This window comes from Bradyrhizobium yuanmingense, assembly GCF_025200905.1.
Lineage (GTDB): Bacteria > Pseudomonadota > Alphaproteobacteria > Rhizobiales > Xanthobacteraceae > Bradyrhizobium > Bradyrhizobium yuanmingense.
Genome location: NZ_CP104173.1, coordinates 2,052,079 through 2,077,450, shown reverse-complemented (window position 1 = coordinate 2,077,450; position 25,372 = coordinate 2,052,079). Strand labels below are relative to the sequence as shown.

At 64.6% G+C, this 25,372-nt stretch carries 20 protein-coding genes and 1 pseudogene; 7 read left to right on the top strand and 14 right to left on the bottom strand.

The window, feature by feature from the left end; all coding sequences use genetic code 11:
• Nucleotides 1-32 precede the first annotated feature (32 nt).
• A complete protein-coding gene (locus tag N2605_RS09765) occupies nucleotides 33-2,396 on the bottom strand; it encodes a transketolase (RefSeq protein WP_260346460.1) in 2,364 nt (787 codons plus the stop codon).
• 132 nt (nucleotides 2,397-2,528) lie between these two features.
• Between N2605_RS09765 and N2605_RS09760 the strand changes: the two genes are divergently transcribed.
• Nucleotides 2,529-2,990 (top strand): Lrp/AsnC family transcriptional regulator, encoded by a 462-nt coding sequence (locus N2605_RS09760; protein WP_036004597.1) that lies wholly within the window; start codon nucleotides 2,529-2,531, stop codon nucleotides 2,988-2,990.
• Between the two features lie 91 nt (nucleotides 2,991-3,081).
• Nucleotides 3,082-4,002: a polyphosphate kinase 2 gene (gene ppk2, locus N2605_RS09755; protein ID WP_036037707.1), complete on the top strand. Its 921-nt coding sequence runs from the start codon at nucleotides 3,082-3,084 to the stop codon at nucleotides 4,000-4,002.
• Nucleotides 4,003-4,007: 5 nt separating this feature from the next.
• On the opposite strand, the gene N2605_RS09750 is transcribed toward ppk2, so the two are convergent.
• The 8 genes and pseudogenes from N2605_RS09750 to N2605_RS09715 all read right to left on the bottom strand — a co-directional run bounded on the left by N2605_RS09750 (nucleotide 4,008) and on the right by N2605_RS09715 (nucleotide 14,309).
• Nucleotides 4,008-5,087, bottom strand: coding sequence for a zinc-binding dehydrogenase (locus N2605_RS09750; RefSeq protein WP_260346459.1), 1,080 nt, complete (start codon nucleotides 5,085-5,087; stop codon nucleotides 4,008-4,010).
• A gap of 56 nt (nucleotides 5,088-5,143) precedes the next feature.
• Nucleotides 5,144-6,085, bottom strand: a complete 942-nt coding sequence (locus N2605_RS09745) for a DMT family transporter (protein WP_057027221.1) — start codon at nucleotides 6,083-6,085, stop codon at nucleotides 5,144-5,146.
• 187 nt (nucleotides 6,086-6,272) lie between these two features.
• Nucleotides 6,273-7,113, bottom strand: a pseudogene (locus N2605_RS09740) (aldo/keto reductase).
• A 200-nt stretch (nucleotides 7,114-7,313) separates the two neighbouring features.
• Nucleotides 7,314-8,210 (bottom strand): SMP-30/gluconolactonase/LRE family protein, encoded by an 897-nt coding sequence (locus N2605_RS09735; RefSeq protein ID WP_225134242.1) that lies wholly within the window; start codon nucleotides 8,208-8,210, stop codon nucleotides 7,314-7,316.
• A gap of 217 nt (nucleotides 8,211-8,427) precedes the next feature.
• Nucleotides 8,428-11,130, bottom strand: a complete 2,703-nt coding sequence (locus N2605_RS09730; RefSeq protein WP_036025864.1) for a nitrate reductase — start codon at nucleotides 11,128-11,130, stop codon at nucleotides 8,428-8,430.
• Between the two features lies 1 nt (nucleotide 11,131).
• The gene (locus N2605_RS09725; RefSeq protein WP_074447509.1) at nucleotides 11,132-12,349 is read right to left on the bottom strand and encodes an NAD(P)/FAD-dependent oxidoreductase; all 1,218 of its coding nucleotides are present in this window, start codon (nucleotides 12,347-12,349) and stop codon (nucleotides 11,132-11,134) included.
• 10 nt (nucleotides 12,350-12,359) lie between these two features.
• Entirely contained in the window at nucleotides 12,360-12,788 is a 429-nt protein-coding gene (locus N2605_RS09720; protein ID WP_036004577.1) for a globin family protein, read from the bottom strand.
• Between the two features lie 129 nt (nucleotides 12,789-12,917).
• Nucleotides 12,918-14,309: an MFS transporter gene (locus N2605_RS09715; protein WP_036025866.1), complete on the bottom strand. Its 1,392-nt coding sequence runs from the start codon at nucleotides 14,307-14,309 to the stop codon at nucleotides 12,918-12,920.
• Nucleotides 14,310-14,405: 96 nt separating this feature from the next.
• Here N2605_RS09715 and N2605_RS09710 point away from each other — a divergent pair, with 96 nt between their 5' ends.
• Nucleotides 14,406-14,639, top strand: coding sequence for a hypothetical protein (locus tag N2605_RS09710; RefSeq protein WP_141697547.1), 234 nt, complete (start codon nucleotides 14,406-14,408; stop codon nucleotides 14,637-14,639).
• 9 nt (nucleotides 14,640-14,648) lie between these two features.
• Here N2605_RS09710 and N2605_RS09705 read toward each other — a convergent pair whose 3' ends face one another.
• The 3 genes from N2605_RS09705 to N2605_RS09695 form a co-directional block, all read right to left on the bottom strand.
• The gene (locus N2605_RS09705; protein ID WP_036004558.1) at nucleotides 14,649-15,443 is read right to left on the bottom strand and encodes an ABC transporter ATP-binding protein; all 795 of its coding nucleotides are present in this window, start codon (nucleotides 15,441-15,443) and stop codon (nucleotides 14,649-14,651) included.
• Nucleotides 15,444-15,454: 11 nt separating this feature from the next.
• Complete coding sequence (gene ntrB, locus N2605_RS09700) at nucleotides 15,455-16,351, bottom strand: nitrate ABC transporter permease (RefSeq protein WP_074447510.1); 897 nt, start codon at nucleotides 16,349-16,351, stop codon at nucleotides 15,455-15,457.
• 64 nt (nucleotides 16,352-16,415) lie between these two features.
• The gene (locus N2605_RS09695; protein ID WP_036025871.1) at nucleotides 16,416-17,735 is read right to left on the bottom strand and encodes a CmpA/NrtA family ABC transporter substrate-binding protein; all 1,320 of its coding nucleotides are present in this window, start codon (nucleotides 17,733-17,735) and stop codon (nucleotides 16,416-16,418) included.
• Between the two features lie 675 nt (nucleotides 17,736-18,410).
• Between N2605_RS09695 and N2605_RS09690 the strand changes: the two genes are divergently transcribed.
• Nucleotides 18,411-19,250 (top strand): formate/nitrite transporter family protein, encoded by an 840-nt coding sequence (locus N2605_RS09690; RefSeq protein ID WP_036004575.1) that lies wholly within the window; start codon nucleotides 18,411-18,413, stop codon nucleotides 19,248-19,250.
• 60 nt (nucleotides 19,251-19,310) lie between these two features.
• Nucleotides 19,311-21,047 (top strand): bifunctional protein-serine/threonine kinase/phosphatase, encoded by a 1,737-nt coding sequence (locus N2605_RS09685; RefSeq protein ID WP_260346458.1) that lies wholly within the window; start codon nucleotides 19,311-19,313, stop codon nucleotides 21,045-21,047.
• A gap of 75 nt (nucleotides 21,048-21,122) precedes the next feature.
• Here the strand turns inward: N2605_RS09685 and N2605_RS09680 are convergent, their stop codons facing one another.
• Nucleotides 21,123-21,992 (bottom strand): SDR family oxidoreductase, encoded by an 870-nt coding sequence (locus N2605_RS09680; RefSeq protein WP_057026771.1) that lies wholly within the window; start codon nucleotides 21,990-21,992, stop codon nucleotides 21,123-21,125.
• Between the two features lie 102 nt (nucleotides 21,993-22,094).
• Here N2605_RS09680 and N2605_RS09675 point away from each other — a divergent pair, with 102 nt between their 5' ends.
• The gene (locus N2605_RS09675) at nucleotides 22,095-22,985 is read left to right on the top strand and encodes a LysR family transcriptional regulator (RefSeq protein ID WP_225139620.1); all 891 of its coding nucleotides are present in this window, start codon (nucleotides 22,095-22,097) and stop codon (nucleotides 22,983-22,985) included.
• A 16-nt stretch (nucleotides 22,986-23,001) separates the two neighbouring features.
• On the opposite strand, the gene N2605_RS09670 is transcribed toward N2605_RS09675, so the two are convergent.
• The gene (locus N2605_RS09670) at nucleotides 23,002-23,919 is read right to left on the bottom strand and encodes a dioxygenase family protein (RefSeq protein ID WP_225155483.1); all 918 of its coding nucleotides are present in this window, start codon (nucleotides 23,917-23,919) and stop codon (nucleotides 23,002-23,004) included.
• Nucleotides 23,920-24,079: 160 nt separating this feature from the next.
• Between N2605_RS09670 and N2605_RS09665 the strand changes: the two genes are divergently transcribed.
• Complete coding sequence (locus N2605_RS09665; RefSeq protein ID WP_036004538.1) at nucleotides 24,080-25,354, top strand: serine hydrolase domain-containing protein; 1,275 nt, start codon at nucleotides 24,080-24,082, stop codon at nucleotides 25,352-25,354.
• Nucleotides 25,355-25,372 lie beyond the last annotated feature (18 nt).

Sequence of the window (25,372 nt, the reverse complement as noted above, 5' to 3'; positions counted from 1 at the left end):
GTCGCCCCGGAATGACGAGGCAGTTACCTCCGCTACACCGCCATCTTCCGATGCAGCACCGGCGCGCCGGTGGTGAGGCTTTCGGCCGCATCGATGATGGCGTTGGCGTCGATGCCATAGTGCCGATAAAGGTCCGCGATGCTGCCGGTCTGGCCGAACTGCTCGACACCGAGCGCCTCGGCGCGATGGCCACGGACGCTGCCGAGCCAGCCGAGCGCAGACGGATGGCCGTCAATCACGGTCACGATGCCGCAGTCGCGCGACAGCGGCGCGAGCAGCTTTTCGATGTGGCTGAGATGCTGCACGCCGCGGCGGTCGCGCCGCAATTTCCGCGCGGCGGTCCACCCCGAATGCAGACGGTCGGCCGAAGTGATCGCGAGCAGGCCGACGTCACGGCGGCTCTCGCCGATGAAGCCGGTCGCCTCGATCGCTTCGGGCGCGACCGCGCCGGTATAGGCGATCACGACCTCGGCATTCGGGCCCGGCTTGCGCAGCCAATAGGCGCCGTCGGTGATGCCCTGTCGCAGCTCCGGTGTCATGATCCGCTGCGCCTGCTCGATGGCGCGTGTGGAGAGGCGCAAATAGACCGAACCGCCCTCGCCCGGTTCGCGCTGCATGTGCTCGAAGCCGAAAGCCATGATCACGGCGAGCTCGTCGACGAAGGCCGGCTCGAACGAGGCCAGGCCGTCCTGCGCCATGCCGATCAAGGGCGTTGCGATCGACTGATGCGCGCCGCCTTCGGGCGCGAGCGTGATGCCGGACGGCGTCGCCGCCACCATGAAGCGCGCGTCCTGGTAGCAGGCGTAGTTCAGCGCATCGAGGCCGCGCTCGATGAAGGGATCGTAGAGCGTGCCGACCGGCAAGAGCCGCTCGCCGTTGATCTGGTGCGACAGGCCGAGCGCCGAGAGCATGATGAACAGGTTCATCTCGGCGATGCCGAGCTCCAGATGCTGGCCCTTTGGCGAAGCGTCCCAATTGTAGGTCGAGGGAATTTTCTCGCTGCGGAACAAGTCCGCCTTCTCGGCCCGCGCGAACAGGCCGCGGCGGTTGACCCAGGGGCCGAGATTGGTGGAGACGGTGACGTCCGGCGAGGTCGTGACGATGCGCCTGGCGAGCTCGCTGTCGCTGCGCGCGATCTCGTTCAGCACGAGGCCAAAGCCCTGCTGGGTCGACATCTGCGGCGACGGCTTGAAGGCGAGCTGTTGCGGCACCTCGACGACGGGCGCCGTGAGCCGGCGGCCATCCTCGTTGAACGGCACCCGCGCGAGGAAGGCCTCGAGCTCGGCCGCATCCTGCGGCAGCCCTTCGAACTTGTCCCATTCGTGTCCGAGCCGGATGTTCTGGCTGTCGCGATATTTCTCCATCTGCGCGACCGTCATCAGGCCGGCGTGGTTGTCCTTGTGGCCCTGGAACGGCAAGCCGACGCCCTTGATCGTGTAGGCGATGAAGCAGACGGGGCGGTCGTGGTCGATGGAATCGAACGCCTCCAGCACGCTCGCCATGTCGTGGCCGCCAAGGTTCGACATCAGCGCCAGCAGCTCCTCGTCGCTGCGCTTGTCGATCAGTTTTGTGATCGGGCCCTGGTCGCCGATTTCGTCATGGAGGTGCTTGCGGAAGGCCGCGCCGCCCTGGAAGCACAGCGCCGCGTAGAGCGCATTCGAGCAATTGTCGATCCACGTCTTCAGCGCCTCGCCGCCGGGCTCGGCGAAGGCGTCGCGCATCAGGCGGCCGTATTTCACGATGACGACGTCCCAGCCGAAATTGCGGAACATGGTCTCGAACTTTTCCCAGAGACCTTCGCGCACCACGGCATCGAGCGACTGCCTGTTGTAGTCGACCACCCACCAGGTGTTGCGCAGGCCGTGCTTCCAGCCCTCCGCGAGCGCCTCGAAGATGTTGCCCTCGTCCATCTCGGCATCGCCGACGAGGGCGATCATCCGCCCCTCGCGGCGGTCCTTCATCCAGCCATGCGCCTTGACGTAGTCCTGCACAAGCGATGAGAACAGCGTCTGCGCGACGCCGAGGCCGACCGAGCCGGTGGAGAAATCGACGTCGTCGACGTCCTTGGTGCGCGAGGGATAGGACTGCGCGCCCTTGAAGCCGCGAAAGTTCTCCAGCTTCTCGCGGCTCTGCCGGCCGAACAAATACTGGATGGCGTGGAACACCGGGCTCGCATGCGGCTTCACCGCGACGCGATCTTCCGGCCTCAGCACGTGGAAGTACAGCGCCGACATGATGGTGGCGAGCGAGGCGGACGAGGCCTGGTGGCCGCCGACCTTGAGGCCATCCGCATTGGAGCGGATGTGATTGGCGTGGTGGATGGTCCAGGACGACAGCCACAGCGCCTTGCGGCTGAGGGCGGTCAGGATGTCGAGACGGGCGGGGTCAACGGGCATGGCGATGCTCCGGGAAATATGCACCCGATCATACGCCTGCGCGGTGCGTCAAACTTCTCAATTTTTCGCGCCATCCCCGCCGATATTGGGATACTTTACCAACGTAGCGGACAAAATGCAGGTTTCATCCCAATGCCCGAGCTCGACGCCATCGACCGCAAGATCCTCAGCCACCTTCAGAACGACAGCCGCCTAACCATGCAGGAGCTCGCCGACAAGGTCGGGCTCTCGGTCTCGCCCTGCCATCGCCGCGTCAAGCTCCTGGAGGAGCGCGGCGTCATCTCGCGCTATGTCGCGACCGTCGACCAGAAGGCGCTGGGACTGCATGTCAGCGTGTTCATCTCGATCAAGCTGGCACGGCAGAAGGAGGAGGATCTCAACCGCTTTGCCCGCGCCATCTCGAAATGGGACGAGGTGCTGGAATGCTATCTGATGACCGGGAACCGCGATTATCTGCTCCGCGTCGTCGCCGCCGACCTCGCCTCCTACGAGGCGTTCCTGAAGACCAAGCTGACCCGGCTCGACGGCATTGCCTCGATCGAATCGAGCTTTGCGCTGAGCCAAGTGAAATATTCGATCGCGCTGCCGGTGTGACCAAGCGTCCGCCGGATTGCATGTTGTCACATGGGCGCAACAAACCCTGCCGATGGTCGTTGTGCTGGTATCCGAGCCGAGAGAAGAACCCATGACCGCAGCCGATCGCAAATCCGAGATCTCCAAGCGCGAGCGCATCATCCAGGAAATGGCCGACGATCTCGACGAGGAACTTGAGATGGAGCTGGATGATGCCCGTCTCGACGAGCTCCTCGACGAGACCGGAACGCTGAAACCGACGGTCGATCGCAGGCTCTATTTCCGGGAACTGCTTCGCCTCCAGGGCGAGTTGATCAAGCTCCAGGACTGGGTGCAGAGCGAGAGGAAGAAGGTCGTGGTGCTGTTCGAGGGCCGCGACGCCGCCGGCAAGGGCGGCGTGATCAAGCGCATCACGCAACGGCTCAATCCGCGTATCTGCCGCGTCGCGGCGCTCCCCGCGCCGAACGAGCGCGAGCGTACGCAATGGTATTTCCAGCGCTACGTCGCGCACCTGCCGGCCGGCGGCGAGATCGTGCTATTCGACCGAAGCTGGTACAACCGCGCCGGCGTCGAGCGCGTGATGGGCTTCTGCTCGGAGGCGGAGTACCAGGAGTTCTTCAAGACCGTGCCGGAATTCGAGCGCATGCTGATCCGATCCGGCATCATCCTCGTCAAGTACTGGTTTTCGATTACCGACGACGAGCAGCAATTCCGATTCACCATGCGCATCAAGGATCCCCTGAAGCAGTGGAAGCTGAGCCCGATGGACGTCGAGTCCCGCAGTCGCTGGGAGGCGTACACCAAGGCCAAAGAGACGATGCTGGAGCACACGCATCTGCCGGATAGCCCGTGGTGGATCGTCGATGCCGTGGACAAGAAGCGCGCCCGGCTCAACTGCATCGCACACCTATTGACTCAGATCCCGTACCAGGAGGTCGTGCGGGCTCCGGTGACGCTGCCGCCGCGCGTGCGACATCCCGACTATCAGCGAGGCCCGGTCCCGCCAGAGATGTACGTGCCGGCGAAATATTGACACTCCTAACGCCACGGCTGCACGATGATCTTGGTGTGGGCTTCTGGGTTGGCGAGATCGGCAAAGGCCTTTGCGACGCCGTCGAGGCCGACTTCGGCGGTGACCATCGCGGCCGCGTCCACCTGCCCTTCGGCGATCAGGCGCAGCGACGCAGCAAACTCCTCCGGGGTGTAGCCGAGCACGTATTGGACGTTGAGCTCCTTCATGATGCCGAGCATGGGCTCGCTTCTGTCGCTCTCCATGCAGACGCCGACTACGACGATGCGCGCATCGCGCGGGGCACCCTCGAACACCTGTTGCAACAGGCCGGGCACGCCGACGCATTCGAAGATGATCGCGGGCTTCAGCGCGGGCAGCATGGCCTGGAACGGCGGCCGCGCCGCCTTCTCAGCCTCCGACATCTGCGCGTGCTCAGCCCAGGTCGCGTAAGGCTGCGACGTGCGGGGATCGACGACGATGTCGGCACCGAGCTTTGCGGCGAGCGCGCGCCGCGCCGGCGAATAGTCGGCCGCGACGATCGGATGCAGCCGTTTGAGCTTCAGCGCGGCGATCACCGCGAGTCCGACCGGGCCGCAGCCGATCACGAGCGGCACCTCGCCGCCACGGATATTGGCTTTGGCGACGGCATGAACGCCGACGGCGAGCGGCTCGGTCAGCGCGGCATGCTCCGGCGCGAGGCCGTTGGGTACTTCGAGCAGCAGCGCTTCGCTCAGCAGCATCGCCTCGGCATAGCCGCCGATATTGTCGTTGGAATAGCCGATCCCTTCGATGCCCTGCGGCGTCACCAGCGCGGGAAGCGAGCAGACGTGGGTTCCCGGCTTCAGCTTGCGCGATGTGCCGGGGCCGTAATCGACGATCTCGCAGCAGAACTCGTGGCCGAACACGACGTCCCGGCTGAGGTCCATCGGCTTGCGCCCGGTCTTCCGCGCCATCTCCACCATGCGATGGGCGTGCTGGCGCGCGTGCAGATCGGAGCCGCAGATGCCGCAGGCGAGCGTCTTGACCAGAACCTGACCTGGGCCCGGCGTCGGCTCGGCCATCCGGCCAACGACAATCTCACCGTTCCTGAAAATCGCGGCGCGCATCCGGCTCCTCCCCTTTGGAGCGAGTGATAGCACGAAGCAGGACGTGCAAACTTGCGTCAGGGGTTCGGGGACCGCTCTTCCAGCACCAGCAGCTGGGCGCGGCGCACCCGCTCGCGATGGGCGATATAAAGACCGCTGGCGACGATGAAGGCAGCGCCGACGACCGTCCAGATATCCGGGACCTCGCCGAAGATGAAGAAGCCCAGAATGCTGACCCAGAGCAACTGCGTATAGGAGAACGGCGCCAGCACCGAGGCATCGCCGTAGCGATAGGCCAGCACGATGATCCACTGGCCCACGGTCGAGGCGACGCCGATCACGATGCCCAGCCCGATCGCGGTCCAGCTCGGCGTGACCCAGACGAACGGCACCATGACGCTGAGGATCGCAACGCCGGTCAGCGCGGAATAGGCCATGGTGGTGAGCACCGCTTCGCGACCGCTCATCATCCGCGTCAGGATCAGCGCGGCGGCCCAGCAGAACGCCGAGATGATCGGGAAGAATGCGGCGGCATGGAACGCGCTCGTGCCGGGCCTCAGGATGATCAGAACGCCCGTCAAGCCGATCGCGGTCGCGATCCAGCGCCGCATGCCGACCTTCTCGCTCAGGAAGATGATCGACAGTGCGGTGACGAATAGCGGCGAGACGAAGCCGGTGGCGGAGGCTTCGGCGATGGGCAGAAATGCAAGGCCGGTGATGAAGAACAGCGACGAGCCGAGCAGTGCGGCGCCGCGCATCAATTGCAGACCGAGCCGCTCGGTGCGCATCGCATGCAGTGGCGAGCCCGGCAGCATCACGGGCGTGAATAGCAGCGCGAACGTGACGAAGCGGATCCAGGTGATCTCGATCGAAGGCAGGCTGGTCGACAGATATTTCGCGGTGACGTCGGAGCAGCCGAGGAAGATCGTCGAGAGCAACACCAGCGCAATGCCCTTGAAGGGATGATCGACGCGCGCAGGCGCGCGGCGAGCCTGCTGCTTCTTCTCCGGAACGGGCATGGGAATACTGTCGAGCCTTGCGGCTGCGGCGGGCGGCGGTGTCACGGCTGGAACCCGGGCAAAATGCGAATCGAGAACAGCCGTAAAAAACGACATCTGCTCCGCATTCACAACTTCCGAAAACAGGATGCCGATATGCGCGAGCCGCCGCGCGCGTCAATGCTCCGTTAATCTTGCCCGTTGTGCACTACAGCATGGGCAGGCCGCGCGGCTTCGGCCCGCGCGGAAACACCGCGTCGAGCGCCGCAATCTCGTCCTTCGTCAGCACGAGGTCGCCTGCTGCCGCATTCTCGCCGGCATGTTCCGCAGACGAGGCCTTCGGAATGGCGAACACCGTAGTCGCACGGGTGAGAAAGCTCAGCGCAACTTGGCGCGGCGTCGCACGTCGCGCCTCCGCGATGCGCGCCAGCACGGCGCCGCCCTTGCTGCTGCCTGCGGGGAAATCGTCGTGGGCCGAAAGGGGAGTAGGCAACGACGGCAACATTATGCCGTTCACACCACGGGATCACCGCATGCTCGATCGCGCGTTCTTTCAGGTGGTAGAGCACCTGGTTGCAGGCGATCCGCCCCTCGCCGGAGACGTCGAGAATCTCATCGAGATCGTCGGCATCGAAATTGGAGACGCCCCAGGACTTGATCTTGCCTGATTGCACCAGCTCCTCGAACGCAGCGACGGTGTCCTGCAGCGGATAGGAGCCGCGCCAGTGCAACAGATAACAGTCGCGCCGGTCGGTCTTCAGCCGCTTCAGCGAGCGCTCGCAGGCGGTGATGGTGCCGCGGCGCGAGGCGTTGCTGGGCAGCACTTTCGAAACGAGGAACACTTCATCGCGCCGGCCTGCGATCGCATCCGCAATGACGAGCTCGGCATCGCCGTACATCTCGGCGGTGTCGATGTGGGTCATGCCAAGATCGAGCCCGCGCTGCAGCGCCGCGATCGCGCGCTTGCGGTCGCCGTGGTCGAGATACCAGGTGCCCTGCCCGATGACGGAGACGCTGGCGCCGATCTTGCCGAAGGGTTTCTTGTTCATGGTCGCTCCGATCTCCGCTGTTATTTTTCCCTCTCCCCGTTCTTACGGGGCCGCGACGAGCTTCGCTCGCGCTGAGAGGGTCGGGGTGAGGGGCTGCTTCCGCAAACTCGATAACAAAGAGACTCGCGGAGGCCCCCCTCACCCGCCGCGCTTTGCGCGTCGGCCTCTCCCCGCAAGCGGGGAGAGGCGAAGAGTCCGCGCTACAATCCCCCGATATCCGCCACCAGCACGCTGCCGGTCGCGGACTCCGTGATATAGAGCCGATCCTTGTTTTCGCCACCGATCGCGACATTGGTGCAGTTCGGTCCCGCGCACGATTTGATGCGCGCGATCAGTTCCCCGTTCGGCGCGAACACGAAGGCGTGGCCGAGCGAGGGGTGGCCGACGAACAGGCGGCCCTTGGCATCCATGGTCAAGCCGTCGGGGCCGCTGGTGCCGAACAGCGAGCAGAAGCGGCCGACCTTGGACACGCTGCCGTCCTTCATGAACGGCAGCCGCCACACCGCGTTGTCGCGCGTCATCGCAACGAACAGCACGGTTTCGGTTGGGTCGAGCACCAGGCCGTTCGGACTGATGCCGGTGTCGAGCAGGCAGTCGAGCCGGCCGTTCGATGCCAGCCGATAAACCCGCCCGCTCGGATCATGCAGCCCGGTCTGGCCCTGATCGGTGAAGTAGATATCGCCGTTGGAGGCGAGATGCAGATCGTTGCAGCCGCGGAACGATTCCGAATTGCGCCCGGTCAGGACCGGCTTGACGCGGCCGGCTGCGGCATCGAGCTCCATGATGCCATGCCTGTAGTCGGCGACCAGGATGCGTCCGTCGGCTGCGATCTTCAGCCCGTTCGGCCAGCCCTCATATTCGATCACGAGCGACCATTCGCCGTCGGGCGCAATCCGGAAGATGCGGCCGAACGGAATGTCGACGATATAGAGATTACCGTCCTTGTCGAATGACGGCCCCTCGATGAAGCTCTCGGTCGGTATGTTCGGCCGGTTGGCGTCGGCCCAATCGGTTCGCACGCCCTTGCGGCGAAACTTGTCGGGCATGGCGGTGAACAGCCTGGTCTCGATCAGGCGCGGCGGCGTTTCCAGGTACATCATGGTTGTTGTGGATGTTGAAAGGAGCGCGGCACCATACGGCACATTAGCCGGCGCGTCGATTGGGGTGGTCCACATTGCAATGGTGCGGGCGCTGCGTAGGGTGGGTTAGCCCCGGGGGCTGCGCGAAGCGCAGTCCCTTGGCGTAACCCACCTCTTTCGCTTCCGCATTGACGAAGAGTGGTGGGTTACGCTGCGCTAACCCACCCTACGAGACCTATCCCGCCGCGCTCGCGACCTTCGCCTGCTGTGCAGGCACTTCCGTCATCGCAATCAGGCGTTTCAGCTCGGGGATGCAGGAGCCGCAATTGGTGCCGGCCTTGAGCTTGGCGCCGATGTCGGCGGCGGTGCGCGCGCCGCTGGCGATGCTGTCGCAGATGGTGCCGCGGCCGACGCCGAAGCAGGCGCAGACGATGGGGCCGGTCGAGGCCGCGCCTTCGCTTGACCTGCCCGACAGCAGCATGCGGCGCTGCTCGTCGCTGACCTGATCGGCCGCGAACAGACTCTTCACCACCTCCCAGTCGCCGGCATCATGCGCGGGGCCGACGAACAGGCAGGTCTCGATGCGATCGCCTACGAACGAAGCTGCGCGAAAAACCCCGCCGCCGAAATCGCGATATTCGGCAACGTCCTCGCCGGCGACGCTCTCGAGCCAGGCGGGCCAGCGGGCGAGATCCGCGTTGTCGGCGAAAAGATAGCCGAAGCCGCCGCTGACGGTCACGCGCGTCCACAACAGGTTCTGCGGCAGATCGAGCGGCTTGCGCGACAATGCAAAGCCGCGGAAGACAAATTCGTAAGGCGCGATCGCGGCCGGCGTCGCCTTGGCTTCCGGCTGCCCCGAGAACGGATCGGTGAACGGTGCGACCATCGCCCCGACGCGGCCGTGCGAGGCGTTCATCGCGCTCCAGTGGATCGGCACGAACAGCGTGCCGCGCTGCTGCCACTCGCTGACGACGACTTTCAGGATGCACTGGCCGTAATCGGTGGTGATGCGGGCATAGCCGTCATGGACGATGCCGTATTTGCCGGCGTCGTCGGGATGGATCTCGACGAAAGGCTCGGGCAGATGCGCGCCCAGGCGCTGGCTCAGGCCGGTGCGCGTCATGGTGTGCCACTGGTCGCGGATGCGCCCGGTGTTCAGCCTTAAGGGGCGCGACGGACCGGTCTCGCCGCGCAGCGCCGGCACCTCCGGCGCAACGAAGCGGCCCTTGCCGTCATTGGTGAAGAAGCCGCCAGCAGCGAAGAAGCGCTCGCCGGGCACCCCGCCTTCGCGCGCCGGCCATTGCACCGGCTTCAAACCATCGAAGGCTTCGTCCGACAGCGAGGTCAGCGCGCCGATGTCGAAATCGCGGCTGCCATTGTTCTCGAATGCCGAGAGCGCGGCATGCTCTCGGAAGATATCGGCGGCCGATTTGTAGTTGAAGCTGTCGCCGAAGCCGAGGCGCTTTGCGGTCTCACTCAGGATCCACCAGTCGGGACGCGCTTCCCCCGGCGCCGGCAGGAACGCGCGCTGGCGCGAGATGCGCCGCTCCGAATTGGTCACCGTGCCCGACTTCTCGCCCCAGGCCAGCGCCGGCAGGAGCACGTGCGGGCCGGCCGCGACGGTGTCGTTGGAGAGCACGTTCTCGGACACCACGAACAGCTCGAGCTTCTTCAGGGCATCGCGCACCATGTCGGCATCGGGCAGCGACACCGCGGGGTTGGTGCCCATCACCCAGAGCGCCTTGACCTCGCCGCGGTTGATCGCCTCGAACAGCTGCACCGCTTTCAGCCCCTCATGGGTGGCGATGCGCGGCGCCTTCCAGAACCGTCTGACGCGATCGATGTCGGGCGGCGTGAAGCCCATATGGGCGGCGAGCATGTTGGCGAGGCCGCCGACCTCGCGGCCGCCCATCGCGTTGGGCTGGCCGGTCAGCGAGAACGGCGAGGCGCCCGGCTTGCCGATGCGCCCCGTGGCGAGATGGCAGTTCAGGATGGCGTTGACCTTGTCGGTGCCCTGCGCCGACTGGTTGACCCCTTGCGAATAGAGCGTGACGACCTTCTCGGTGTCGCGGAACATCCGGAAGAAGGCGGCAACGTCCTGTTCGGAGAGGCCCGTGGCGAGCGCGGTCGCGGTGACGCTGCCGGCGATGCTGCGCGCGCGCGCCAGCGCATCATCGAAGCCAGACGTGTTCTGCGCGATGTAATCCTGGTCCAGCACGCCATTGTCGGCGAGATGCACGAACAGGCCGGAGAACAGCGCGGTGTCGGTGCCGGGCTTGAGGCCGAGGAACAGGTCGACATCGCTGGCGGTATCGGTGCGGCGCGGATCGATCACGATCATGCGGGCGCCGCGCTCCTGCCTGTTCTTCAGCATGCGCTGGAACAGCACCGGATGGCACCAGGCCGCGTTCGAGCCGACGAAGACGAGCAGATCGGCCTGGTCGAGATCCTTATAACAGCCGGGCACCGTGTCGGCGCCAAAAGCGCGGCGATGGCCCGCAACCGAGGACGACATGCAGAGCCGGGAATTAGTGTCGACATTGGCGGTGCCGACAAACCCCTTCATCAGCTTGTTGGCGACGTAATAGTCTTCGGTGAGGAGCTGGCCGGAGAGATAGAACGCGACCGCGTTGGCGCCATCGCGCGCCACGATGTGCTGCATGCGGTGGGCGACGTGGTCCAGCGCATCGCTCCAGGCGACCCGCTCGAGCACGCCCTTGCAGCGGATCATCGGATAGAGCAGCCGCCCTTCCAGCCCGACGGTCTCGCCGAGCGCGGAGCCCTTTGAGCACAGGCGGCCAAAATTGGCGGGATGATCGGGGTCGCCCGCGATCGCCGCGCCGCCCTTGCCGTCGGGCGTCGCCAGGACGCCGCAGCCGACGCCGCAATAGGGACAGGTGGTCTTGGTGGTGCGGAGATTTGGATCGATCGCCGTCATATCACGCCGCTTTCGAAGGCTGCGCCAGCGCGCGGCCGAACATCATGTCGGTGCGGATCGAAGCGACCTTGTCGCGATTGCGGATCAGCTCGAGGTACCAGAGCGCATCGATCGTATCGCCGATCAGCACCGCCCCGGTGAGCCGACCGTCGGCGATGACGAGCTTCTTGTAAGTGCCGCGCCTGCGATCCGACAGCACGAGGCTCTCGCTGCCCTCCCCGCCCATGAAGTCGCCAGCGGAGAACACGCTGACGCCGGAGACCTTCAGATTGGTCGAGACCACGCTGCCCTGATAGGCGGCGGGCCGGCCGGCCAGATGCCGCGCCAGCACGCGCGCCTGCTCGTAGGCGGGCTCGACCAAGCCATAGCAGGTGCCGCGATGCTCGGCGCATTCGCCGAGCGCAAAGATGTCGGACGCGGAGGTCTGCATCACGTCGTTGACGACGACGCCGCGGTTGACCGCGATCCCCGCCTCTTTCGCCAGCGCGACGTTCGGCTTGATGCCGGCGGCGAAGATCACCGCATCGGCCTCGATGCGGCTGCCATCGGCGAGCTCGACGGCCTGGACGTGGCCCTCGCCGTGGATGCGGGCCGTCGCGGCATTGAGCATGACGCGGATACCCTTGCGCTCGACCAGCGTCTTGAGCAGGTCGGCCGCGGGCGCGTCGAGCTGACGCTCCATCAGCCGATCCATCAGATGCAGCAGCGTCACGGGCGCGCCGGCCTTGGCGAGACCGTAGGCCGCTTCCAGCCCGAGCAGGCCGCCGCCGACCACGACGACGCGCTTCCTAGCCGCGGCCAGTGTCAGCAGCAGGTCGACGTCGCGGGTGTCGCGAAACGTGTGCACGCCGGCAAGATCGGCGCCTGGCACGTTGAGCCGCAGCGGCGTCGATCCCGTGGCGAGCACGAGCTTGGAATATTCCATGCTCTCCTCGCCCGCGATCTTGAGCTCACGGCGGCCGACATCGATCTCGCTGACGCGATAGCCGTAGCGCACCGTGACGCCGCGGTCTCGCCACCAACCGGCCGGCCGCAGCTCGATCTCGTGCGAGCCGGTCTCGCCCGCCAGCACGGAGGAGAGGAGCACGCGATTGTAAGCGAGCCGCGGCTCTTCGCCGATCACGGCGACCGCATAGCGGCCGAGCGCGGTCTTGGCGAGCTCGTCGACCAGACGCGCGGCCGCCATACCGTTGCCGACGATGACCAGCGGTTCACTCACAACGCATCTCCTATTCGGCGGCCTGCGCTTGCGCGCCGTAGGCCTCGGACATCATGTAGCCGGACAGCACGCCATAGGCGTCGGTCCAGGCTGCGGCGAGTTCGGGCGTCCAGGCTTCGCCAAGGCCCTTCTCGAGGGTCCACAGCAAGGTCGCGCCGACCACGGGGTAGTGCTCGGCCTTGGCGCCATAGTCGACGTGACGCTTGGCGAGCGCGGAGGCCGCGGGAAGAATCGATTCCAGGTTCGACAGGCCGCCGACCACGGCGGCGAGCATGCCCATCAGCTTCTTGCGCTGCTCGGTCATGTCCTCGGGAAACATCGCGCGCACGGACGGCGCCACCTCGAACAGTCGGTCGTAGAACAGCACCGCGGCGGCTTCCGAAATCGGGGCGACCTTGGCGAAGCTCTGCTGAATGAGAGTAATCTGCTCGGGCGTCATGATGTTCTCCTGTCTGTTTCGGTCTGCCTTCGTCCGCGCCATTGCGGACAAAGTTCATGGATCAAACGTCATCAGAGAGACTTCTCCCCGCGTACGGGGAGAAGCGACATTCGTGCCAGTTTGTCGTGCTCACACACGCGCCTCGGCGAGGCTTGGCGCGCCTTCGCCCTGCGGGCTGCGACGCAGGTAGAACCACCAGGTCAGAGCGAGGCAGGAGGCGTAGAAGGCGAGATAGACCACGAGCGCGAGCTGCGGCCCGCCGGTCATGGCGATCGACTTGCCGAAGCCGCTCGGGATCAGATAGCCGCCGACGGCACCGACCGCGCCGATGAAGCCGACCGCCGCGCCGCTCTCGATGCTCGCGGTCTTCAGGGCAGCGCTGCGTGCCGCATCGCCCTTGCCGCGCACCTTGAACAGGTTCTCCTCGCGGAAGATCGAGGGGATCATGCGGTAGGTCGAGCCGTTGCCGATGCCCGTCGTCACGAACAGGATCAGGAACATCGACAGGAAGCCGATGAAATCCTTGTGCCCCACGAAGTAGAGCGCGCCGACCGTGGCGCCCGCCATCACGATGAAATTCCAGAACGTGATGATGGAGCCGCCGACCCGGTCTGCGAGCCAACCGCCGAGCGGACGCGACAGCGAGCCGACCAGGGGGCCGAGGAAGGCGATCGAGATCGTCACGGTGGGGAACTGCGTCTTGAGCAGCAGCGGAAACGCCGCCGAATAGCCGATGAAGGACCCGAACGTGCCGATATAAAGATACGCCATGATCCAGGTGTGCTTGCGCTTGACGATCGCGAGCTGGTTCTTCACCGACGATTTCGCCGTGGTGAGGTTGTTCATGAAGAACACCGCGCCGAACACCGCGATTGCGATCGGCAGCACCCACATTAGGCCGGCATTCTGCAGGAAGATGCCGTCGACGGGCGTCGCCTGATACAGGTTGAAGACGGCGAGCGTCATCAGGATCGGGGTCAGGAGCTGCACGCTGGAGACACCGATATTGCCGCCGGCCGCGTTGAGGCCGAGCGCCCATCCCTTCATCCGGTCGGGAAAGAAGAAGGAGATGTTGGTCATGCTGGAGGCGAAATTGCCGCCGCCGAGACCCGCGGTCGAGGCGACCAGCAGCATGAGCCAGAACGGCGTGTCGGGCTGGCTGACGAAATAGGCGAGCGACAAGGTCGGGATGAACAGGATCGCCGCGCTGAAGATGGTCCAGTTGCGGCCGCCGAACGTCGTCACCGCGAAAGTGTAGGGAAAGCGCATGAAGGCGCCGATCAGGCCCGGCACGGCGACGAGCTGGAACAGCTGGTCGGTGGTGTAGTGGAAGCCGGCCTGCGGCAGCTTGGTGGTGACGATGCTCCAGATCAACCAGACCGAGAAGCCGATATGTTCGGCGACGATGGACCAGATCAGATTGCGCCGCGCGATCGACTTGCCGGTATTGTTCCAGAACGCCTCATCCTCGGGGCGCCAGTCTGAAATCCAGCTGGAGTTCAGGGTCGGATTCTTCGTCATTGCGTATCCCTTCCAGGCTCACCGCTGCGTCGTTGCAGGCTCTGCCTCCGGTCACGGAGGCGCGCTCCGAGGCTTCACCCCGGTGGCGAGATCACGATGCTGATTGATGATGTTGAGGGACGTCGTCGTTGGCGTCGCGCAAAGACGTTTCAATTTCCGTGCCAGTTGCGCGCATACGGGAAACACAGGGATTTCAGGATGTTATTCGTATTGCCCGAATTGTTTGCAGGGCTTTTCCGCACGCAAAATTTGCGTTTCGCTCAATCCCTGTGCGACGCACAAGGATTGAGCTTGATGTCGATTAATTGGGCGCGGGCAGATCTCGCGTGAACGCGTGACTTACGCGGCTTCGACGAAGCGATGACGCTCGTAGAGGAATTCGAGCACGCGCTGGCGACACTTCAGATATGTGGCGTTGGTCGCGAGGTCGAGCCGCTTGCGCGGCCGCGCCAGCGGCACTTCCAGCACCTCGCCGATGCGCGCGCTCGGTCCGTTGGTCATCATCACGATGCGGTCGGACAACAGCACGGCCTCATCGACGTCGTGGGTGATCATCAGGATGGTGTTGCCGAGCTTCTGATGCAGCGCCATCACCGAGTCCTGCAAGTGGGCGCGGGTCAGCGCGTCGAGCGCGCCGAACGGCTCGTCGAGCAGCAGCACCTTCGGCTCCATGGCCAGCGCCCGCGCGATGCCGACGCGCTGCTTCATGCCGCCGGAGATCTCCGATGGACGCTTGTCCCTGGCATGGGCCATCTGCACGAGGTTGAGATTGTGCATCACCCAGGCGTCGCGCTCGGCACGGGACTTGGTCTTGGCGAAGACCTTGTCGACGCCAAGCCTGACGTTTTCGTAGACGGTCAGCCACGGCAGCAGGCTGTGGTTCTGGAACACCACGGCACGATCGGGCCCTGGCGAGTTCACCTCGCGGTTTTCCAGCAGCACGCCCCCCATCGTGGCGCCGGTCAGCCCTGCGATGATGTTGAGCAGGGTCGACTTGCCGCAGCCGGAATGGCCGATGATCGAGACGTATTCGCCTTTCTCGATCGTCAGATTGATGTCCTTGAGCACCTCCGTGGTGGCGGTGCCGCGGGTGAAGACCTTGTCGATGTGGTCGAGTTTCAGGTAGGCGGTCATGTCCCCTCTCCTCAGTTCTGCGCCGTGCCGCGGGTGACGACCTTGCCGAGCCCCGCGATCAGGCGGTCAAGCACGAAGCCGATGATGCCGACATAGAACAGCGCCAGGATGATCTCGCTGATATGCGAGGAGTTCCAGGCGTCCCAGATGAAGAAGCCGATGCCGACGCCGCCGATCAGCATTTCGGCGGCGACGATCGCGAGCCACGACAGGCCGATGCCGATGCGCAGGCCCGTGAAGATGTAGGGCGCCGCCGCCGGGATCATGATCTTGGCGAAGAATTCCAGCGGATTGAGCTGCACCACCGCGGCGACGTTGCGATAGTCCTGCGGGATGTTGCGGATGCCGACCGCGGTGTTGATGATGATCGGCCAGATCGAGGTGATGAAGATGACGAAGATCGCGCTAGGCTGGCCGTCGCGGAAGGCCGCGAGCGAGAGCGGCAGCCAAGCCAGCGGCGGAATCGTGCGCAGCACCTGGAACAGCGGATCGAGCCCGCGCATCGCCCAGACCGACTGCCCGACCAGCACGCCGAGCGCGATGCCGGCGATGGCCGAGAGCGAATAGCCGAAGGCGACGCGCTGGAGACTGGCGGACAGATGCCAGAACAGGCCCTTGTCGATGCCGCCACGGTCGAAGAACGGATCGAAGATCAGCTCCTTGGTATCCGCAAACACTTTTGAGGGCGGCGGCAGCGCCGAGCCGGCTCTGCGGCAGACCAGCTCCCACACCAGCGTCAGCAGAGCGATCACGACCAGCGGCGGGATCACGCGCACGGCGGTCTCGCGTGCCATGCGTGCGTAAGCCTCAGTACGCGGGGGACGCTTCGGCGTCAGCGTGACGACCGGCGCAATCGTTGCAGCAGGCGTCGCGGTCTCAACCTCGATCTTCGTGGCAGTCATGTTCATCGCTATCTCTCTCCGGCGTGGCAGGGACGATGCGGCCGCCCCTAAAGGCGGCCGCAGGGCTCCATCAGACTTCGACGCGCTTGATCGCGAGCGACTTCAGATAGGCGGCCGGATTTTCAGGATCGAACACCTTGCCGTCGAAGAAGGTCTCCTTGCCGCGCGAGGCGGAGGCCGGAATGTCGGCGGCGGCGACGCCGAGGGTCTTGGCCGCATCGCGCCACATGTCCTCGCGGTTGACCTTGGCAATCAGCGCCTTGGTATCGAAGTTCGGCTCATACTTGCCCCAGCGGATGTCCTCGGTGAGGAACCAGAGATCGTGGCTCTGGAACGGATAGGAGGCATGATCGCGCCAGTACTTCATGACGTGCGGCGAGTTCTCGACCACCTTGCCGGGGATGCCATAGTCGAACTTGCCGGCGGTGCGATCGTAGACGTCCTCGACCGGGCAGTTGATCCACTGCCGCTTGGCCATGATGGCGGCCAGCTCCTGCTTGTTTTCCGCCTTGTCGGCCCATTGCTGGGCTTCCAGCACGGCCATTAGGATCGCCTTGCTGGCCTTCGGGTATTTGTCGACGAAGGCCGCGCGCATGCCGAAGGACTTCTCCGGATGCTTATTCCAGATCTCGCCGGTGTTGACGGCGGTGTAGCCGATGCCCTGGTGGATGAGCTGGAGATTCCAGGGCTCGCCGACGCAGAAGCAGTCCATGGTGCCGACCTTCATATTCGCCACCATCTGCGGCGGCGGCACCACGATGGTCTCGATGTCCTTGTCGGGATCGATGCCGCCGGCGGCGAGCCAGTAGCGGATCCACAGATCGTGGGTACCGCCGGGGAAGGTCATCGCAGCCTTCACGGCCTTGCCGGACGCCTTCTTCTTCTCAAGCGCCGCCTTGAACGGCGCCGCATCGGTGCCGAGCTTGAGGTCGGCATATTCCTTGGCGACCGAGATGCACTGCGCATCGAGATTGAGCCGCGCCAGGATGTACATCGGCGTCGGCTGGTTGTTCTGCGTCACCTTGCCGGCCGAGATCAGGTACGGCATCGGGGTGAGGATGTGCGCGCCGTCAATGCCGTTGCCTTCGGAGCCGAGCACGAGGTTGTCGCGCGTGGTGCCCCAGGACGCCTGCTTCTGCACGTCGGTGTCAGGCACGCCGTGCTTGGCGAACAGGCCCTTGTCCTTGGCGACGAACAGCGGGCCGGCATCGGAGAGCGCAATGAAACCGAGCTTGGCTCCCTTGACCTCGGGGCCTGCGTCCTGCGCGAAGGCGCCGGCGGGGAAATTCAGCTTGGCGGCGGCGAGCAGTGCGGCGGTCGAGCCGGTGGCTTTCAACAATTGACGGCGGCTGAGGCCAGTCTCGGAGGGCCGGCGAATGCGCTTGGTCATAGGTCGTGTCGTCCTTTTGCGTCGTTGCGGAATGATTGCGTCAGTGCGCACGAGCAGCCCGTCCGTCCGTGACGCCAGAAAAAGGCGCATGCGAACGCGCGACGGGGAGACCCCGTTCGGGTGCGTCAGCAATTCGGATGAGAAGTCTCGCGGGACGGCTTCAATGGCGTCGACCTGGAACTATTCAAGCTTCATGCCAAGCCTGCCACCGCCAAAAATGATGGATAATCAGATGCTTGGTAATTCCGCGCCTGACTAACACAGCCCTGTTCCGCACGCGAAATTTGCGGTCTGCTCAATCCTTGTGCGCCGCACAAACGTTGTGCAGTCGCTCAAGCAAGAGGCGGCGCAGTTCTGCCAATCATCCCCCTGCAGCTGACATCTAGCTGAATTTGCTAGCTTTTTCGATCGACGCGCCACGGCACACAAATTGCTTCTAAGGTTGCGTCAACGACGACTGCGGCTTGGCCGCATTGATGCAGCCTCTGGCGGCTGCATCCCGGAAGCTCACCTGCTTCGCGGTCTCCGGCTTCAGAGTCCTCGTGACGCGATTCCCAAGGCTTCCAAACTTTCCATAGCCCTCGTGCGCGGCAGGCTGCCCGCACGGCCGATGACGTTCAGCCGCGCCCTCGTCGGGGGCGTGTCGATCTCACTTACGAAGCAAAGGAACCATTGATGTCGTATCTCGCGCCTTCGGAATTCGTCACCAAGATGGTGGATGCGGGCGAGTCCAAGATCTTCATGTCCACCCGGGATACCATTATCCGCGCCTACATGGCCGGCGCGATCCTGGCCCTCGCAGCCTGGTTTGCCGTCACGATCACCGTGAACACCGGCCAACCGCTGGTCGGCGCGCTCCTGTTCCCGGTCGGCTTCGTCATGCTCTATCTCCTGGGCTTCGACCTCCTGACCGGCGTGTTCGTGCTCTCGCCGCTCGCGCTGATCGACAAGCGCCCGGGCGTTACGCTCAACGGCGTGCTGCGCAATTGGGGTCTCGTCTTCGTCGGCAATTTCGCCGGCGCCTTCACCGTCGCCTTCATGATGGCCTTCGTCACGACCTTCGGCTTCACGCAGGCGCCCGACAAGGTCGGCGCCGCCATCGGCAATATTGGCGAGGGCCGAACCCTTGGCTATGCCGCGCACGGTGCGGCCGGCATGGCGACGCTGTTCCTGCGCGGCATGCTCTGCAACTGGATGGTCTCGACCGGCGTCGTCGGCGCCATGATCTCGACTTCCGTCCCCGGCAAGGTCATCGCGATGTGGATGCCGATCCTGGTGTTCTTCTACATGGTGTTCGAGCATTCCGTCGTGAACATGTTCCTGTTCCCGTCGGGCCTGCTGCTCGGCGCGAAGTTCTCGATCATGGATTATCTGATCTGGAACGAGATCCCGACCGTGCTCGGCAACCTCGTCGGCGGCCTCGCCTTCACCGGCATGACCCTCTATGCCACCCATGTCATGACCCTGCCGAAGCGCCAGGCGGAGAAGCCCGCGAAGCCCCGCGTCGCGGCCTGATCGAATAGGTCTCGACAGGGGAGCCTCGCCCAAGCACGGTGAGGCTCCCCTCTCCCGGTGATGACGATGCCCCGCGGACTCCAGATTTCGGTCGGCCAGCATTCCGACAAGGGTCGCAAGCCCATCAACCAGGACTTTCACGGCGTCCTGATTCCGGAAGAGCCGCTGCTCAGCCTGAAGGGCATCGCGGCCGTTCTCGCCGACGGAATTTCCTCGAGCACGGTAAGCCAGATCGCCAGCGAGTCGGCGGTCAAGAGCTTCCTGATGGACTATTACTGCACGTCGGAGTCGTGGACGGTGAAGACCTCCGCCCGCCGTGTGCTGGAGGCGACCAATTCCTGGCTGCATGCGCAGACGCGCAAGAGCCAATATGCCTATGACCGCGACAAGGGCTATGTCTGCACGCTCAGCGCCATGGTCATCAAGGCAACCACCGCGCACATCTTCCATGTCGGCGATTGCCGCGTCTATCGCGTCGCCGGCAAGGCGCTGGAGCAACTGACCGACGATCACCGCATCATCGTCTCGTCCGAGCAGACCTATCTCGGCCGCGCGCTCGGCATCAATCCGCAGCTCGAGATCGACTATCAGGCGATCGAAATCGAGGCCGGCGACACCTTCCTGCTGGCAACCGACGGTGCGTACGAGTTCGTCGATGCGCGTTTCGTCACGAGTGCAATCGACGAGCACGCAGCCGAGCTGGACGGGGCGGCGAAGGCGATCGTGGAGGAAGCCTATCGGCGCGGCAGCGACGACAACATCACCGTGCAGATCCTGCGGATCGATGCGGTGCCTCAGCGCGATCCGGCCGGCATCTTCAATCAGAGCTCGGAATTGCCGCTGCCGACGCTGCCGGAGCCGCGGGCGATCTTCGACGGCTACCGGATCGTCCGCGAGATCCACGGCAGCAGCCGCAGCCATATCTACCTCGCCGTCGACACCGAGACCGAGCAGCCGGTCGCGCTCAAGCTGCCGTCGGTCGACCTACGCGACAACGCCGCCTATCTCAAGCGCTTCTTGATGGAAGAATGGATCGCACGCCGGATCGACAGCCCGCATGTGCTCAAGCCGCTGTCGCAGTCGCGGCGACGCGGCTATCTCTACGTCGCGACCGAGTTCGTCGAGGGGCAGACCTTGAAGCAGTGGGTGACCGACAATCCGCGGCCCGATCTCGAAACCGTGCGCGGCCTCATCGAGCAGATCGCCGCAGGCCTGCGCGCCTTCCATCGCATGGAGATGCTGCATCAAGACCTCAGGCCCGACAACATCCTGATCGACAAGACCGGCACCGCCAAGATCATCGACTTCGGATCGGTCAGGGTCGCCGGCGTGGCCGAGGCGGCGCCGCCAGGGGAGGCCGACGAAATCCTGGGCACCGTCCAGTACACGGCGCCGGAATATTTCCTGGGGCAAGGCGGCTCGCCGCGCTCCGACATGTTTTCTCTGGCCGTGATCTGCTACCAGATGCTGACGGGAAAGCTGCCCTACGGCACCCAAATCGCCAAAATCCGGCGCAAGGCGGATGTGCGAAAGCTTAAATATCGCGCCGCCGACGATGACCGCAACGTTCCCGCCTGGGTCGACGGCGCGCTCCGGCGCGCGCTCCATCCCGATCCCTACAAGCGGCACGAGGATCTCTCGGAATTCATCTTCGAGCTTCGCACGCCCAACCCGGCCTATCTCGACACGCGCATCACACCGCTCCTGGAGCGCAGCCCGCTGATGTTCTGGAAGCTGACAACGGCGGCGCTCGCCTGCGCCGTCGTCGTGCTGCTGGCCTTGCTGCATGCGCGCTGATCGAGATTGCCGCTCGCCACATGATTAATAGCGAGCGGCGCAGCCAGCCCGCCTGCGCTTCTGCTCTGGCAAGCCTCAAACGGGGGCCGCGATCTCGGCGACGAAGTCGCGATAGGAGCGCAAGGGACGACCCAGCATGCCGGTCAGACGCTCGACGTCGCCGGGCTCAGGGATCATTCCCTCGGTGAGGAAACGCTCGCCCATCACCCGCATGTCGAAAGCCATCCAGGGCGGCATGAACTGCCTGAGGTTCTTCTCGAACCCCGCGGTGTCGTCTCCGCCGTAGGCGATCGCGCGGCCGAGCACCTCCGACCAGATCGCGGCGGCCTTCGCGCCAGTGAGTGTCTCAGGGCCAACAAGATTGATGCGTTCGAGCGGAAGCGGCGCTGCGGATGTCTCGCGGCGGATCAGTTCGATCGCAGCAATCTCGCCGATGTCGCGCGCGTCGATCATCGCAAGGCCCTTGCTGCCGATCGGCATCGGGTAGACGCCATATCCGGTCACGGCATCCTTGATCATGAGTTCGTTGTTCATGAAATAGGCGGGCCGCAGGATGGTCGCCTTGAAGCCCATCTGCTCGATCATGCGCTCGACCCCGAACTTGCCGGCGAAGTGCGGCACATTCACGTAGAGGTCGCTGTGAATGACCGACAGATAGACGAACCGCTCGATGCCGGCTTCGCGGGCAAGGTTGAGCGCAGTCAGCGCCTGAGTGAATTCGTCCGGCACCACGGCGTTGAGCAGGAACAACGTCGAGACGCCCGAAAACGCAGTGCGCACGGAATCGACGTCCAGCAAGTCGCCCTGGGCGACGGCAACACCTGCCGGAAGGTTGGCCTTCTCGGGATTTCGGACGAGTGCGCGCACATCGGCGCCGCGCTTGACGAGTTGCTCGACGACGTTGCGGCCGATGGTGCCGGTGGCGCCGGTAACGAGGATGGTCATGGGATCACTCCGGTTGGGTTTTGGAAGACACCCGGAAACTAATGATCCACACGCGAGCCGATAGACGCTATATTTGGACAGACCGTCTCACTGGTGGAACAGATGGATTTGCTTGCGCTTGCCGATTTCAATCTCGTCGCCCGTCACGGAGGGTTCGGAAAGGCCGCGCGGGCAGCGGGACGTCCGAAAGCGACCTTGTCTCGACGTGTGTCCGAACTGGAGAGCAGTCTTGATCTGCGTCTGTTTGAGCGCGGCGGGCGCACGCTCAAGCTCACCCAGGAAGGGCGCGCGCTCTATGAACGGACGGGCGCACTTCTCACCGAGCTCGACGAAACCGCGGCCGCGATCGCCTCGGGCGGAGACAAGCCAAAGGGCAGGCTGCGGATCAGCGCACCCCTGCTCTTCTCGCAAACCGCGATGGGCCGTCTCGCGGCCGGCTTCGCCCTTCGACATCCGCAAGTCCGGCTCGAAGTTACGACCGATGACCGCTACGTCGACATGATCGAGGAAGGCTTTGATCTCGTGATCCGGGTCAATCCCGATCCGGATGAAAGCCTGGTCGGCCGCATCTTCTTGCGCGACCGAATGCTGGTCGTCGCCAGCCCCGCTCTGAAGCACCCGAGAGGAAACCTCGCCGTTCCGGCCATCGTGCGCGGCGATGACAAAGCTGCGGTTTGGGACATCAGACGGCCAAGCGGCCCATCGCACATCGCGATCGATCCCGTGCTTCGACTGTCATCCCTGATGATGGTTCGCGATGCCGTGAGAGCCGGTATCGGTGCCGCAAGGCTGCCGCTGTCGCTCGTCAGCCACGATCTTGCCGCCGGCACGCTCGTTCGATGGGGCGACGTCGAGGGAGCCGACATCGCCCTATGGACGCTCTATCCCTCGCGGCGATTGCTCAGTGCGCGCGTCTCCGCTTTCCTCGATTATCTGAGAGACGCCTTTCCAAAGGGAACGCCCGACGAGTTGGCAGCCTATATCGGGGGATGACTGAGATTTCGCATCCTCACGCCGGCTCGGTCGCCTTCATCCCGAGCGGCTTCGGCGCCATGCCGCCGCCCGGCTTGAGGTGGAATTCGTAAGTCATCAAATGCCACCGCCCGTTCGCCGTGGTGCCGTCGGGCATCTCAAGGTCGTTGCGCGGCTCGACCTTGGCGACGAGGTCGTCCTTCACGCCGAACACCACGTCGGAGTCGAGATATTTGTCACCGTCCATGAAGACGTGCGTGATCAGCGGCTCATAGCCTCTGGCATTGACCAGGAAGTGCACATGCGCCGGGCGCATCGGGTGGCGGCCGGTCTGCACGATCATTTCGCCGACCGGACCATCGGTCGGGATCGGATAGCTGCACGGCAGGATGGTGCGGAAGAAGAAGCGGCCATCGTCATCGGTGATGAAGCGCGCCCGCGCCGAGGCGCCGACCTCATCGTAGTTCGGCTTCTGGGAATCGTAGAAGCCGTCGTCATCGGCGTGCCAGACGTCGACGGGAACGCCGGCGAGCGGCTTGCCCTCGAGGTCGGTGACGCGGCTCTGCACGAACATCCGCTCGCCGGTCTGGTTGTTCGGCGAGATGTCGGTGCCGTGCGCAGTCACCTTGTGCTCGCCGACATAGAACGGGCCGAGCACCGTGGTCTCCGTGGCACCGTCGCGATCCCTGTGATTGACGGCGTCGACGAGCATGGAGACGCCGAGCACGTCGGACAAGAGGATGAATTCCTGGCGGGTGTCGGTGCATTTCTGCCCGGTCCGGGTCAGGAAATCGATGGCATATTCCCATTCCGCGAAGGTGAGACCGGTCTTGCTCACGTAATCGTGCAGCGAGCTCACCAATTCCTGCAGCAGAAATTTCGCGCGCGTGTCGGGCGTGTGGTCGAAGCTCCTGACGACGGCTTCGGTGAGTTCGGTCTCGGTGAACTGAGTCATGGTGCGTTTGCCCTCGCGTTCTTCTCGTTGGCCCCGGCGGGCTCCTTGCGTTCCGAGCCCGAGTCTACACCAGCCGGGCCGGCCTCGTTAAGCGCAACCGGCTTGGAATGCGGCCGTCATTTCGGTATCAACTTTCCGACAAAACGCCCCGGAGGAACTGATGCTCGCCCCCACCCCCGCTTCGCCCGAATCCGTCGGCATGTCCAAGGCCGCGCTCGACCGCGTCGATGCGCATCTCAAGCGCCGGTACATCGATGCCGGGCGTTTCCCGGGCACGCATCTCCTGGTCTACCGCCGCGGCAAGGTCGCGCACAGCTCGGTGCAGGGCTTTGCCGATGTCGAGCGCAAGGTGCCGGTGAAGGACGATACGATCTATCGCATCTATTCCATGACCAAGCCGCTCACCAGCGTCGCCTTCATGATGCTGGTCGAGGAAGGCCTCGTCGCCATCGACGAGCCCGTCGCGAAATATATTCCGGAGTGGAAGGACCTCGGCGTGTTCGTCGCCGGCACCTACCCGGCCTTCCTGACCCGGCCGCCGTCGCGGCCGATGCTGATCGTCGACCTCTTGCGCCACACCTCCGGCCTAACCTATGGCTTCCAGCAACGCTCCAACGTCGATGCCGCCTACCGCAGTGAAAAGATCGGCGAGGTCGAAAAATCAGGCACACTCCAGACCATGGTCGAGGGCCTGGCCAAGATCCCGCTGGAGTTTTCGCCGGGCGAGTCCTGGAATTACTCCGTTGCGACCGACGTGATCGGCTATCTCATTGGCAAGATCTCCGGCATGCCGTTCGAGCAGTTCCTGAAACAGCGCATCCTCGATCCACTTGGCATGACCGACACCGACTTCCACGTCCCGGCTTCGAAGGCGCATCGCTTCGCCGCCTGCTATTCCGCCGATCCCGGCGGCGGCATGACCTTCCATGCGGGCCAGCGCCGCGAGGGGCTGACGCTCCAGGACGACCCGGCAACGAGCTCGTTCCTGTCGCCGCCCTCGTTCATCTCCGGCGGCGGCGGGCTGTGCTCGACCGTTGCCGACTATCTGACCTTCTGCCGTGCGCTGCTCAATGGCGGCGAGCTCGGCGGCGTCAGGCTGATCGGGCCGAAGACGCTGGCGCTGATGACGACCAACCACATTCCGGGCGGCCGTGCGCTGCCGGACGTCTCGCGCTCGCTGTTCTCGGAAGCGACCTATAACGGCATCGGCTTCGGTCTCGGCTTCGCCGTGACCATGCGCCCGGCCGAGACATTGATCGCCGGCAGCCCCGGCGAATACAATTGGGGCGGCGCCGCCACGACCTCGTTCTGGATCGATCCGGCCGAGGACCTGATCGCGATCTTCATGACGCAAGTGCTGCCGTCGAGCGCCTATCCGATCCGCCGCGAGCTGCGCAGCATGGTCTACGCCGCGATCACCGAAAGCAATCTGTAGTCCACCGCGACGACCCCG